12 protein-coding genes and 1 pseudogene are annotated in these 12,827 nt (G+C 69.7%); 5 read left to right on the forward strand and 8 right to left on the reverse strand.

Features of this window, described 5'->3' with window-relative positions:
- Positions 1 to 623: pseudogene (locus tag VD972_RS09780) on the reverse strand (hypothetical protein); the annotation flags it as partial.
- A gap of 27 nt (positions 624 to 650) precedes the next feature.
- Positions 651 to 1,385: a PspA/IM30 family protein gene (locus tag VD972_RS09785; RefSeq protein ID WP_324984353.1), complete on the reverse strand. Its 735-nt coding sequence runs from the start codon at positions 1,383 to 1,385 to the stop codon at positions 651 to 653.
- A 240-nt stretch (positions 1,386 to 1,625) separates the two neighbouring features.
- Here VD972_RS09785 and VD972_RS09790 point away from each other — a divergent pair, with 240 nt between their 5' ends.
- Positions 1,626 to 3,017, forward strand: coding sequence for a HAMP domain-containing sensor histidine kinase (locus VD972_RS09790; RefSeq protein WP_324984356.1), 1,392 nt, complete (start codon positions 1,626 to 1,628; stop codon positions 3,015 to 3,017).
- Positions 3,018 to 3,027: 10 nt separating this feature from the next.
- On the opposite strand, the gene VD972_RS09795 is transcribed toward VD972_RS09790, so the two are convergent.
- The 6 genes from VD972_RS09795 to VD972_RS09820 form a co-directional block, all read right to left on the reverse strand.
- Positions 3,028 to 4,359 carry a 5'-deoxyadenosine deaminase gene (locus VD972_RS09795; protein WP_324984359.1) on the reverse strand — a complete coding sequence of 444 codons (1,332 nt, stop codon included), beginning with the start codon at positions 4,357 to 4,359 and terminating at the stop codon, positions 3,028 to 3,030.
- A gap of 33 nt (positions 4,360 to 4,392) precedes the next feature.
- Positions 4,393 to 4,797: a cytidine deaminase gene (locus VD972_RS09800; protein WP_324984362.1), complete on the reverse strand. Its 405-nt coding sequence runs from the start codon at positions 4,795 to 4,797 to the stop codon at positions 4,393 to 4,395.
- Between the two features lie 26 nt (positions 4,798 to 4,823).
- Positions 4,824 to 5,192, reverse strand: a complete 369-nt coding sequence (locus VD972_RS09805) for a PilZ domain-containing protein (RefSeq protein ID WP_324984365.1) — start codon at positions 5,190 to 5,192, stop codon at positions 4,824 to 4,826.
- A 17-nt stretch (positions 5,193 to 5,209) separates the two neighbouring features.
- Positions 5,210 to 6,040, reverse strand: coding sequence for a purine-nucleoside phosphorylase (locus VD972_RS09810; RefSeq protein ID WP_324984368.1), 831 nt, complete (start codon positions 6,038 to 6,040; stop codon positions 5,210 to 5,212).
- Between the two features lie 217 nt (positions 6,041 to 6,257).
- Positions 6,258 to 7,145, reverse strand: coding sequence for a hypothetical protein (locus tag VD972_RS09815; protein WP_324984371.1), 888 nt, complete (start codon positions 7,143 to 7,145; stop codon positions 6,258 to 6,260).
- A 99-nt stretch (positions 7,146 to 7,244) separates the two neighbouring features.
- Positions 7,245 to 8,549 carry a thymidine phosphorylase gene (locus VD972_RS09820; RefSeq protein ID WP_324984374.1) on the reverse strand — a complete coding sequence of 435 codons (1,305 nt, stop codon included), beginning with the start codon at positions 8,547 to 8,549 and terminating at the stop codon, positions 7,245 to 7,247.
- Positions 8,550 to 8,606: 57 nt separating this feature from the next.
- Here VD972_RS09820 and VD972_RS09825 point away from each other — a divergent pair, with 57 nt between their 5' ends.
- The 4 genes from VD972_RS09825 to VD972_RS09840 form a co-directional block, all read left to right on the forward strand.
- Positions 8,607 to 9,821 carry a BMP family ABC transporter substrate-binding protein gene (locus VD972_RS09825; RefSeq protein WP_324984378.1) on the forward strand — a complete coding sequence of 405 codons (1,215 nt, stop codon included), beginning with the start codon at positions 8,607 to 8,609 and terminating at the stop codon, positions 9,819 to 9,821.
- 53 nt (positions 9,822 to 9,874) lie between these two features.
- Positions 9,875 to 11,332 (forward strand): ABC transporter ATP-binding protein, encoded by a 1,458-nt coding sequence (locus tag VD972_RS09830; RefSeq protein ID WP_324984381.1) that lies wholly within the window; start codon positions 9,875 to 9,877, stop codon positions 11,330 to 11,332.
- The gene (locus VD972_RS09835) at positions 11,325 to 12,437 is read left to right on the forward strand and encodes an ABC transporter permease (RefSeq protein WP_324984383.1); all 1,113 of its coding nucleotides are present in this window, start codon (positions 11,325 to 11,327) and stop codon (positions 12,435 to 12,437) included. The genes VD972_RS09830 and VD972_RS09835 overlap by 8 nt, the downstream gene beginning before the upstream one ends.
- Positions 12,430 to 12,827: ABC transporter permease subunit (locus tag VD972_RS09840; RefSeq protein WP_414654029.1), on the forward strand; the 398-nt coding region annotated here is incomplete at its 3' end. The genes VD972_RS09835 and VD972_RS09840, both read left to right, overlap by 8 nt.

A 12,827-nucleotide genomic window follows, 5' to 3' on the forward strand; every position in this document is an offset into this window, starting at 1 on the left:
CACAGCGCGAAGTAGTGCGAGGCGCTCCCCGAGTACACCCCCAGGCGCTTGCCGCGCAGGCCCGCCAGGTCCGGCACTCCCACCGCCGCCAGCGCCTCCTGCCCACGGCTGCGCCCCAGCAGCATCACCGTGCGCGGCGCCGCGTCCCGCAGCGAGGGCAGCCACGACGCCAGCCGGTCCACGGAGAGGCAGGCCATGTCCACCCCGCCGTTCTCCGCGCCAATGGCCAGCGCCTGCCGCAGCTCCTCGTCCCGGGCGAACAGCACCGCGCGGGCGTCCAGCGCGTAGGCCGTCTTGAGCAGCCCCTGGGCCGCGCCCGGCGGAGCTGCCGGCGCATCCAGCGTGATGGAGCCGCCCGTTGCCAGAAGCAGCGCGGACGCAGAGCCGCGCGGGGTGAAGCCGATGAGCACCGGCCGCAGGGGCACCGAGGCCACGTCCGCCACCGGTGCCGCCACCCCCGCGGGGAAGTCCCCGGGGGACAGGCGGATGGCCTCCTGGGCGGCCGGGAAGAACCGCGCCTGGAGACGATCCAGGTACCCCAGCCGCGACGCGAGCGTGTAGCCCGCGCCGAGCAAGCACAGGGTGAGGAACAAGAAGAGGCCTGGCCCGCGATGCAGCTTCATGGGTGCGGCCCCTTCCCTCCGGGAGGGCTACTTCACCTCCACCTTCTTGCCGATGGTCTTCTCCGCCGGAGCGCCCACGTCCGACACCGGCGCGGGGCTGTCCAGGCCCATCTCCATCTTGAACTGCTTCACCAGCTCGTTGGCCTGCAGCTTCTCGGCCTCCTCTTCGATGGAGAGCGCCTGGTGATCCACCGACTCGAGCGCCATCTGCATGCGCGCCTCGTTGACGGCGGCCCCTTCCTGCACCTTGCGGAGCATCTCGTCATGCGTGGCGTCAATGCCGGCGACCTGGAAGGACTCCATCGCGTCGGCCACCTTGGACTGCCACTTGGCGCGGCGAGCGTCCCGGATGGCGTTCATCGCCTCCTGGGTCTTCCGCTCCTTCTCCTTCATGAAGATCTTCTTGACGTTCATCGCCTTCTCGTACGCCGCCCGAGCCGTCAGCAGCTGCTGCTCGTTGCGCTCGAGCGCCTGCTTCTCCGTCTGCAGGCGAGAGGCGTAACTCCCGGCGAGATCGTCACGGCCCGCCTGGATGGCGGCCTTCACCTTGGCGGTGAGCTCGCGCACGTCCTGCTGGTACTTGACGTTCTCCTTCTCCAGCAGCGTCACGTTCGCCCGCACCATGGCGATGGACTCGTTCATCTTCGGCACCTGATCGTTCAGGTCCCGCACGTTCTGCTCGAGGATGAGCTCCGGGTCCTCAATGGAGGAGACGAAGAAGCCCGCGAAGCTGCGCATTGCTCTCTTGAACCGTTGCCACATATTGACTTCTACCTCCTCCAAAGGCCTCGAAGACTCGGACCTTATACGATCCCGTGGGGCCCAAGCCTACCCTTCTCCCTGCCCTACGCCTACCAAAGGTGGGAGATTGCCGCCCTGTCCCGCTTTCCCTCTCGGAGCCCCGGTCGCCAGCCAACAGAGCAGCGCCCTGCCCCCCACCCCCCAGACCGGCGGGCAGTCCCCTGTTCACCGCTCGGGTGCTAGTGTCTGGCTCCCTCGCACATGACCCCGCAGGACACCAAAGCCCTCGATGCGCTCCTGGAAGAGTCGGTCGATCAGCAGCGCCGCCGGGTGCTGAAGGTCGGCGCGGCAGTCCGGGTGGCGGGTGCGCTCCTCTTCCTGCTCATCGTCGGGGCCCTGTGGCTGACGGGCCGGCAGGACTGGGCGCTCTACCCGCTGCCGCTCGCGCTCTACCTGGGCGTGGCCGCGGCGCTGCTGGCCCTGCATGGCAAGCGCTTCGTCCAGTGGCTGGACGTGGCGCAGTCCCTGGTGGACGTGGGGCTCGTCTTCTGGGTGCAGCATGCCGCGCTGCCCCTCTCCCGCTTCCCATCCGGGATTGCCGGCTTCAGCCTGGGGCTCTTCAGCCTGGTGGTGGTGCTGAGCAGCCTCACGCTCATGCCGAGTGTCGTCTACACGACGGCGCTCCTGTCCGCCGTGGCCCAGGCCGTGCTGATGCGCGAGGCGGACGTCAGCTACGGCTCGGTGGTCCTCGCGGCCGTGGTGCTGTTCCTGGTGGCGTTCATGAGCCAGTACGGCAGCCAGCGCCTGCGCCAGCTCGTCCTGGCCTTCACCCGCACGGAGGTGGAGCGCCAGATCGAGGCGCGGCGCTTCCAGGAGCTCGAGCAGGCCCAGCAGACCATCGAGCAGATGCTCGGTGAGACGCGCGCGCAGAACGAGCAGCTCCTCGCGCTGCAGCGGGACAAGGATCAGCTCATCCAGTTCCTCGTGCACGATCTGCGCTCGCCGCTGTCCGCGCTGACCATGACGTTCTCCTGGCTGGAGGCCGAGCTCTCCGTGGGCGGCGACCTGGCGCTCATGCAGGGGGTGCGCTCGGGGATCGCCGTCACCGGGCGGATGGAGCGGATGATCACCGAGCTGTTGGACCTGCCCCGCCTGGAGGAGGGCAAGCTGGAGCTGCGCCCGCAGCGGCTCGACATCACCGCGATGTTCGAGGAGGTGCGCCAGGCCTTCGGCCAGGCCGCGCAGTTCCGGCGGCTCACGCTGGAGGTGGAGGCGCCCGTGGGGCAGGTGTTCCAGGGGGACAAGGCGCTGCTCATGCGGGTGGTGGAGAACCTCGTCGCCAACGCCCTGCGCCATACCCCCCCGGGCGGACGGGTGAGGCTCGAGGCGGGGAAGGACGGCAGCGCGCCCTACCTCGCCGTGCGCAACGACGGCACGCCGATCGAGGAGGGGTTGCGCACCCGCCTCTTCGACAAGCACATGCAGGGGGAGCAGGAGCGGAGCGCCCGGAGTGGCTATGGGCTGGGCCTCTACTTCTCCCGCCTCGCGGTGGAGGCGCACGGTGGGCGCATCGCCGTGGAGGATGTGCAGGGGTGGACCACCTCGTTCGTCGCGCGGCTGCCGGCTCCCAGCGAGTCGAGCCGCGCGGCCTGACAGGCCGACTTCAGAGGTTCGCGCGCTCCACGATGCGAGCGGCGTGCTTGCGGGCGCGCTCGGCCACGTCCTGGGCATCCAGGGTGAGCAGCTGCCGATCCTTGAGCACGAGCTGCCCGTCGATGGCCACGTGCGACACATCCGTGGAGCGGGCGGCGTGGACGAGCACCCCCAGGACGTTGTCAGGCGTGGGCAGGGTGTGCAGGCCGCGGAGGTCCACCACGGTGACGTCCCCGCGCTTGCCCTCCTCCAGTGAGCCTACCTCGTGCTCCAGCCCCAGCGCCCGAGCCCCCTCCAGGGTGGCCATCTCCAGCACGCGCAGCGGCGGCATGCCCAGCGGCCCCACGCGCGGCTTGTGCAGCAGGGCCGCCAGCCGCATCTCCATGAAGAGGTCCAGGTTGTTGTTGCAGGGCGCGCCGTCTGCTCCCAGGCACACGTGCACCCCTGCATCCATCAGCTCGGGCACCTTGGCGATGCCGGAGGCGAGCTTCAGGTTGGAGCTGGGGCAGTGGCACATCACCGTCCCCGTCTCGCGCAGCAGACGCTGCTCCTCGGCGGTGAGCCACACGCAGTGGGCCAGCGTCACGTGGGGGCCGGAGATCCCCAGCGAGTGGAAGTAGGAGACGTTGTCCTGGCCGATGCGCTGGCGCACCAAGTCGCACTCGGTGGCGTTCTCGCTGGCGTGGGTGTGGACGCGCACGCCCTTCTCCCGCGCCAGCCGCGACACCTCCCTGAGGAGCTGCTCGGTGCACGAGAGGACGAAGCGTGGCGCGAAGGCATAGCGGAGCCTGTCCCCGTGCGTGCCGTGCCAGCGCTCCAGCAGCGCCAGGCTCTCGGCCAGAGAGGCCTCCGTCGTCTCGCGCAGGCCCGCGGGCAGCGAGTGGCCCGAGTCCATCATCGCCTTGCCGCCGGTGAGCCGGAACCCGCAGTCCCGCGCGGACTCGAACACCGCGTCGTAGTGACGCACCGTGCCCATGTCGAGCGCCGCGGTGGCGCCGGACTGGATGAGCTCGGCGAAGGTGAGGTCCGCTGAAGCGCGCAGGGAGTCCGCGTCGTGCGCCGCCTCGTAGGGCCAGATGCGCTCACGCAGCCAGTCCAGCAGCTCCAGCCCGTCCGCGTGGTTGCGGAACAACGTCTGGCAGGCGTGCAGGTGGCCGTGGATGAGGCCGGGCAGCACCACCTGGCCCGTCACGTCAATCACCCGCCGGGCCGCGCCGCGAACCTTCAACCCCCGGCCAATCCGGGCAATGCGGCCATCCTGGATGAGGACATCCGCGTCCACGAGCACCTCGCGCTCGCGGTTCATCGTCACGACGGTGCCATGGGTGAAGAGCAGGTCCACGCGCGGCTGCTCTTAACACAGAGCAGGCCTGTGTCAGAGGAAGTCGCGCGTGAAGGCGTGCGGCAGCAGCTCCCGGAGCGAGTATTGCGCCTCCTCCCCCTTGAGGTTGCGGCTGCGCACGGGCAGGTCCGGCCCGGCGAACTCGGCCATCACCTGCCGGCACATGCCACAGGGGGGGCAGGGCGTGGGGGTGTCCACCACGATGGCCACCGCCACGGGCCGCGTCTGGCCCTGGGCCACTGCGGCCGCAAAGGCGCTGCGCTCCGCACACACCGTGAGTCCGTATGTGGCGTTCTCCACGTTACAGCCCGCCACCACTCCCCCATCCTCGAAGAGGACGGCCGCCCCCACCGGGAAGCGCGAGTAGGGCACGTGCGCGCGCTCGCGCACCTTGGCCGCCTGCTGGAACAGCGCCTCCCAGGGAATGTCCTCGGCCATGGCCCCTCCGGGTCGATGTTTCGATGTCAATGTTTTGGTGCGGACTGCTCCACGTCATGCAGGTGGCGCGCGATGGCCAGCTCCGCCTCGACAGGCAGCTCCAGGAAGCGCACCCGCGTCGTCGCCGGCTGCTGCGCCGCCTCGGACGCGGTGAGCACCTCGCCCCGCACCTTCAGCTCGTCCGTCAGGGAGGGGAGGCGGAAGCGCACCTCCAGCTGCGTCCCCGGCTCCAGCGCCGCGCCCCGGAAGGCACACCCGCCCAGGGACAGGTCCCCGTCTCGGGGCTCGAAGGCAGCCTCCGTCCCGGCCCGCCGCACATGGAAGCTCATGGGTACCCGTGGCGAGTCGCGCCGCTCCTCCGCCTTGGGCCCCGTGGAATCAGTCCTCTCCGCCATCGCTGTCGAATCCTTGCTCACGCGCGCGCCACCACAGGAAGAAAGTCCGTCAGCAGCCGCGAGAAGATACCCGCCACCCGATTCGCCGTCTCGGCCACTTCATCATGGGTGAGGGGCTTGTCCCCCACCCCTGCCGCCAGGTTGGTGATGCAGCTGATCCCCACCACCGGTATGCCCATGTGGCTGGCGGCCACCGCCTCGGGCACCGTGCTCATCCCCACCGCATCCGCTCCCAGCGTGCGGAGCATGCGGATCTCCGCAGGCGTCTCGTACGAGGGGCCCGACACCATGACATACACTCCCTGTCGCAGGGGAACCTGGGTGCGCCGGGAAGACTCCAGCAGAAGCTCTCGAAGCGCGGGGGCATAAGCCCGGCTCATGTCCGGGAAGCGAGGCCCCAGCCGATCATCATTGGGGCCCGTGAGCGCATTCCACCCGGAGAGGTTGATGTGGTCCGTGATGGCCATCAGGTCGCCCGGGCCGAACTGGGTGTTGATGCCCCCTGCAGCGTTGGTCAGCACCAGGGCCCGGATCCCGAGCGCGCACAGCACTCGCGCGGGGAAGGCCACCTGCACGGGGGAGTAGCCCTCGTAGGAGTGGACGCGGCCCTGCATGGCCACCACGGGCTCTCCGCCCACCAGCCCCAGCACCATCCGGCCTGCATGCCCGGGGACTGACGAGTGCGGGAAGTGCGGCAGCTCCTGGTAGGGGATGACCACCTTGCGCTCGAAGCCGTCCGCGAAGGCGCCCAGCCCGCTGCCGAGGATGATCCCTACTCGCGGTGCCAGGCCGGCTGCCCGCTGGCGGATGGCCTGCACCGTCTCCTGGACCTGTTCGTAAAGCCCCATTACGTGGGCATCATATACGCGACTGCAAAATCGACGAGGCGCCGCGCGTCAGGGACAGCAACTCGTGGGTGCACAGCCCCCCGGCGGCGCGCTCTGGCCGAACCTGTCTGCTTGTCTGACAGGTTTGCCTGGCGCGCCCCCGGCAGAGGGCCTCACGGCTGGACGGTCTGGCGGTTTCTTTGCACCAGGAGCGGACCTGGGCTCCAGGAGCCATCGATCAGATGTTCCAGCGGAGCATGCCCTGGAGCACGTTCTCCGTCTTGCCCCCGATCAGGTACCGGTTGAACGCGAGCTGGTACTCGAAGCCGGCGTACAGCTTGCCGGGGGTGAAGCCGATGGGCTTGCCGAAGTCCCAGAGCAGCTGGGGCTGAGCGAGGAAGAACTGGTTGCCCTCCTGCCCCTCGAAGTTGCCCACGCCCTCGCCCTCGCCGAAGAGGCCCGCCGAGAAGAAGCCGCCGAAGATGAAGTCCTGGCTCCCGAGCGAGAACGACTTCTGCCACGCCGCGCCCAGCTGGAAGTCGATCCCCTTGAACACGCTGTCGTCACGGATGACCGTGGTCACCGAGACGAAGTCGAAGAACGGCTGCTTCAGGCTCCACTGCAGGCCGTAGTAGTTGAGCATGCCGAACTTCGCCACGTGCTCCATCTCGTACTTGAGCTCCAGGTCGGCGATGGGACCCCAGTCGAGCTCGCGGCCCGCGAACTTCTCGCCGAGCTTCTTGGCGGACACCGTCGTGGTGATGCCGCCGAAGAAGCCGCCGCGCTCGTTGGCGGAGTCCTGCTCGCCGTCCGTCTGGGAGTTCGCGCCGTTCCAGGGGCCGGTGATGTCGTAGTACAGGAACATCGTCCCGTACTCCCAGGCCTGGAAGGCCTTGATCGACAGGACGGTGCGCGCGCCGCCACCGTTGAAGTCGTCGTTGAAGCAGTCGACGGCACCCCGGTAGCGGCCGTAGAGGATCTCCTGGCCCGCGGGCCGCTTCACGTTGTCCTCATCACCCGTCCAGCAGGGTGCGTGGAGAACCTCGAACCACACTCCCGCGTAGGCGTTGATCGGAGAAAGAAAGACGGCGACGAGCGTAGCGAGGAACAGCAGATTGCGAGTCATGAGCACCCCTCCCGGATGACGCGGGGGATCTCGCACGAGACCCGCTGCGTCTTCAAGCACTCATGACACGTGCCGTGTTTGTTCGACCCGCCCGCCCTCCTACTCCAGGCGTTCGACGATGAGCGGGCGCGGCGCGGGGGCCTGCGGGCCGAAGCGGTAGGCCGCGAGCAGCCGCCCCTTCACGTCCTGCAGCGGCCCCTCGTGGTTGTAGTGCACGCGCACCACCGGCTCGCCGGCCTTCACCGGCTCGCCCACCTTGCGCAGCAGCGTGAAGCCCACTGCCGGATCGATGATGCTGTCCACCCGCTGCCGCCCTGCCCCCAGCGCCACCGCCGCCAGCCCCACCGCCTCCGTGTCGATGCCCGTGACGAAACCGTCACCCGGCGCCACCACGTCCGCCGTGGCCCGGGCCTGGGGCAGCCGCCCGTAGTCATCGATGGCCTGAGGATCTCCCCCCTGCGCCAGAACAATCTCCTTCAGCTTGTTGAGCGCGCTCCCATCCTCCACCGCGCGCTGCAGCCGCCGCCGCGCCTCCTCGGGAGTGGCCGCCTTGCCGCCCAGCACGAGCATCTCCGCGGTGAGCGCCAGCGTCACCTCCGTGTAGTCCGCCGGGGCCTTGCCGCGCAGCATGTCCACCGCCTCGATCACCTCCAGCGCGTTGCCCACCGCGCGTCCCAGCGGCTGATCCATGTCCGTGATGAGCGCCGTCACCTTGCGCTTCATCTGCGTGCCGATGCCGATCATCGTCTGCGCCAGGGCGCGCGAGTCCTCCAGGCGCTTCATGAAGGCGCCGCTGCCCGTCTTCACGTCCAGCACCAGCGCGTCGATGCCCTCCGCCAGCTTCTTGCTCATGATGGAGCTGGCGATCAGCGGCAGGCAGTCCACCGTCGCCGTCACGTCCCGCAGCGCGTAGAGCTTCTTGTCCGCAGGCGCCAGCGTGGCCGTCTGGCCGATGAGGCAGGCGCCCACCTCCCGCACCAGCCGCCGGTAGTCCGCCACCGACAGGTCCACCCGGAAGCCGGGGATGGACTCCAGCTTGTCCAGCGTCCCGCCGGTGTGCCCCAGCCCGCGGCCGGAGATCATCGGCACGGGCACGCCGCACGCGGCCGCCAGGGGCGCCAGGCTCAGGGAGACCTTGTCCCCCACCCCACCCGTCGAGTGCTTGTCCACCTTGAGGCCGGGCGTGTCGGACAGACTCAGCACCTCGCCAGACTCGAGCATGGCCTGGGTCCAGGCCCCCAGCTCCACCGGGCTCAGCCCGCGGAAGAAGACGGCCATGCACAGGGCGGACATCTGGTAGTCGGCCACATCACCCTGGGTATAGGCGGCGATGAACGCCCGGATTGCGTCCGGATCCAGCTCCCGGCCGTCCCGCTTGGCTTTGATGAGCTCGTAGGGTCTCACGCGTCTGGCCATAGCCTACCCCTTCCATCGGGTCCATCATCTGCTAGATACGGCTCCATGACCCAGACCCTCCGCCTCTCTGCCCTGGCCCTTGTGGCGCTCCTCGGAGCCTGCAAGAAGGAAGAACCCCCTGCTCCCACGGCTCCCGCCGAGCAGAAGCAGCCTCAGGCTGAAGCCAAGCCCCCTCCGCCCCCGGCCCCGAAGACCTTCAAGGTAGGCCTCGTGGTGGACCTGGGCGGCCGTGGAGACCACTCCTTCAATGACGCGGCGCTCCGTGGCCTGGAGACCTGGGCCGCCGGCAAGAAGTACGAGGGCGGCCAGTACGTCCCCGCCAGCCCCGAGGAGATCAAGGCGTCCATCACCTCGGACCTGATCAACCTGCAGCCCCCCATCACCGCGCAGCCTGTCGAGCCGCAGGTGATCCAGAGCAAGTCCCCCGAGGACTACGAGCCCAACCTCCAGCTGCTCGTCGATCAGCCCGTGGATCTCGTCATCGGCAACGGCTTCCTGCTGGAGCCCGCGGTGGAGACGGTGGCCAAGGCCAACCCGAGCGCCAAGTTCCTCCTCGTGGACAGCGTGCTGCTGGACTCCGAGAACAAGCCCTACAGCCTGCCCAACGTCCGCACCGTCACCTTCCAGGAGCATGAGGGCAGCTTCCTCGTGGGCGCGCTGGCGGGGCTGGTGTCGAAGACGGGCAAGGTGGGCTTCGTGGGTGGCATGGAGGTGCCCATCATCAAGAAGTTCGAGGCGGGCTACCGCGCGGGCGTGAAGACCACCAACCCCAAGGCCGAGAAGACCCTGATGGCCGTCTACACCGGCAGCTTCAACAACGTGGCCGCCGGCAAGCAGGTGGCGCAGGATCTCATCAAGAAGGGCGCGGACGTCATCTTCCAGGCGGCGGGCGCGGACGGCCTGGGCGTCATCCAGGCGGTGAAGGAGGCGAAGGCGGCCGGCAAGACTGTCTACGTCATTGGCGTGGACTCGGACCAGTCGCACGTGGCGCCCGAGGTGGTCCTCACCTCCATGCTCAAGCACCTGGACCTGGCCATCTACACCGCCTCGCGCGACCTGGCCGAGGGCAAGTTCAGCGCCGGTGACCAGACGCTGGGCCTCAAGGAGGGCGGCGTGGGCTATGCCGATGTCCGCGTGGACTTCCCGGGCAAGGCCGAGGCGCTCCAGAAGGTCGAGGCGCTGCGCCAGCGCATCAACTCCGGCGAGATCAAGGTCCCCGCCACCAAGGAAGAGCTCTCCGCCTTCCAAGCCACGCCCTGATCTCCCTCCGCCACATCAACAAGCGGTTCGGCGGCGTCCAGGCCCTGGACGACGTGTCTCTCGAGATCGGCGCGGGCGAGCTGCTCGCGCTGGTGGGTGAGAACGGCGCGGGCAAGTCCAGCCTGATGAACGTCCTGTACGGGCTCTACCACCCGGACTCGGGGGAGATCCTCCTGGACGGGAAGCCGATCCGCTTCAAGAGCCCCCGGGATGCCATCGCCCGGGGGATTGGCATGGTGCACCAGCACTTCATGCTGGTGCCCACGCTCACCGTGGCTGAGAACGTGGTGCTCGGCCGCGAGCCCCGGCGCTGGGGGCGGATGGATCTGGAGCGGGCCAACGCCGAGGTGGCGGCCACCTGCCAGCGCTTCGGCTTCCAGTTGGATCCGCGGGCCCGGGTGGACACGCTCACCGTGGGCTCGCAGCAGAAGGTGGAGATCGTCAAGGCGCTCCACCGCGGCGCGAAGGTGCTCATCCTGGACGAGCCCACCGCCGTACTCACCCCTCAGGAGGCCGAGGATCTGTTCCGCGTGGCACGCGGGCTGAAGGAGCAGGGGCACACCGTCGTCTTCATCAGCCACAAGCTGCGCGAGGTGCTCAGCGTGGCCGAGCGCATCGCCGTCATGCGGCGCGGCAAGCTCGTGGCCGAAGTCAGAGCGGCGGAGAGCTCCGCCAGCGCGCTGGCCAACCTCATGGTGGGCGAGGCCCGCTCGGGGGACGCCGGGGTGGAGCCCTACCACCCGCCCACGGGCGCGGTGGTGCTGTCGGCCATGGACTTGAAGGTGCGCGTCGAGGACGGGGGCACGGCGCTGAACGGAGTGACGCTCGAGGTGCACGCGGGGGAGATCGTCGGCATCGCCGGGGTGGACGGAAACGGGCAGCGGGAGCTGGCCGAGGTGCTCACCGGCCTGCGCCCGCTGGAGTCCGGCCAGGGGACGCTGCTGGGCAAGCCCCTGGCGAACCTGACACCGCATGAGGCCCGGCGGCGAGGCGTGAGCCACGTGCCCGAGGATCGGCTGCGACGCGCGGTGGTGAAGGGCATGAGCGTGGAGGAGAACGTGGCGCTCGGCCGCCAGGGGCAGCCGCCCTTCGCACGCGGCCCCTGGCTGGACTTCAAGGGGCGGCGAGAGCGCACGGCCAGGCTGCTGGGCGCGTATGACGTGCGGCCCCCGGATCCGCTGCTCCCCGTCCAGGCGCTCTCGGGTGGCAACCAGCAGAAGGTGGTGGTGGCGCGCGAGCTGGACGCCGAGCCCAAGCTGCTGGTGGTGGTGCAGCCCACGCGCGGGCTGGACATCAGCGCGGTGGCGCAGGTGCACAGCCGGCTGCGCGAGGAGCGGGCCAAGGGCGTGGGCGTGCTGCTCATCTCGCTGGATCTGGAGGAAGTGCTGACGATGGCGGACCGCGTCTACGTGCTCTTCGAGGGGCGCGTGACGGGGACCTTCACCCGGCCCGAGTTCGACGAGCGCGAGATCGGCCGGCGCATGCTGGGAACGGGGCCAGGCCATGGGTGACCGCCTGCGCGCGGCCGTGCCGTCGATCCTCTCCGTGGCGCTCGCCCTGGCGGTGTGCTGGGTGGCCATCGCGCTCACGCGCGACATGAAGGTGGCGGGCGAGGCCTACCTGCAGATGCTCTATGGCGGCATCGGCCAGTGGCCCCGGTTCCTGGAGACGGGAGACGCCGCGCTCCTGGCCCGGCCGCTGGGCGAGGCCGCGGGCAAGGCGGCCCTGCTGATCCTCACCGGCCTGTCGGTGGCGGTGGCCTTCAAGGCCGGCCTGTTCAACATCGGTGCGCAGGGGCAGATGGTGGTGGGCGCCGTGGCAGCAGCGGTGGTGGGCGCACAGCTCACCGCGCCCTCCGTCGTGCACATCCCCCTGGCGATCCTGGCCGCCGCGGTGACGGGGGCGGCGTGGGCGCTGATCGCCGCCGCGCTCAAGCTGTGGCGCGGCGTCCACGAGGTCATCTCCACCATCATGCTCAACTGGGTGGCGGTGAGCCTGGTGGACAACTGGCTCGCGGTGGGCCCGCTGCGCGCGGTGGCCACGGGTGGACACTCCGTGGCCGGTACCGCGGAGATCCACCCCTCCGCGCAGTTCCCCCGGCTGCTGGGAGACATCTCTCGCCTCAACCTGGGCTTCGTGGTGGCGCTGGCCGTGGCGCTGCTCGTCTGGGTGTGGCTCACCCGGACGCGGCAGGGCTTCGAGACTCAGGCGGCCGGCCTGGGCCCGGAGGCGGCACGCGCCGCGGGCATCTCCGTGAAGCAGCGTGCGGCCGAGGCCATGGCCCTGTCTGGCGCGCTGGCGGGAATGGCGGGTGCCGTGCTCGTGCTGGGCACCGAGTACCGCTACCCCGGAGCGCTCGCGGCACCCTACGGCTTCGACGGCATCGCTATCGCGCTCATCGGCAACAACAACCCGCTGGGGGCGACGGTGACGGCGCTCTTCTTCGGGATCCTCCGCGCCGGCGGCACTCGGATGCAGCTGCTGGGGGTGCACAAGAGCTTCCCGGAGCTCATCCAAGGCCTGGCGCTCCTCTTCGTCGCGGGCCGCCTGGTGTGGCTGGCGCTGCTGAAGCGGCGCCGGGCCCAGCCTGCCTCCACCGAGGTGCCCCGTGCTTGAGATCCTCGAGGCGCTCCTCTTCTCCACCCTGGATGCGGCCCCCGCGCTCATCTTCGCCACCCTGGGAGGTGTGCTCTCCGAGCGCGCGGGCGTGGTGAACGTCGGCGTGGAGGGGCAGATGCGCGCCGGGGCCTTCGTCGCCGCGGTGGCGGCCCTCTCCATGCCCACGCCCCTGGCCGTGGTGGTGGGAATGGTGGCGGGCGCCGGGCTCGCCTCGGTCCACGGCTACCTGAGCATCCGCTGGCGCTCGGACCAGGTCGTCTCCGGCATGGCCATCAACCTGGTGGCGCTCGCCGGTGGCACCTTCCTCCTCGAGGCACTCTACAGCCCCAATGGAACCCCTCCCATCGAGCAGCTCCCCCGGTGGCAGCTGCCGCTGATCGAGGATGT

The sequence above is a fragment of the Hyalangium sp. genome, assembly GCF_035629615.1.
Taxonomy (GTDB): Bacteria; Myxococcota; Myxococcia; order Myxococcales; family Myxococcaceae; genus Hyalangium.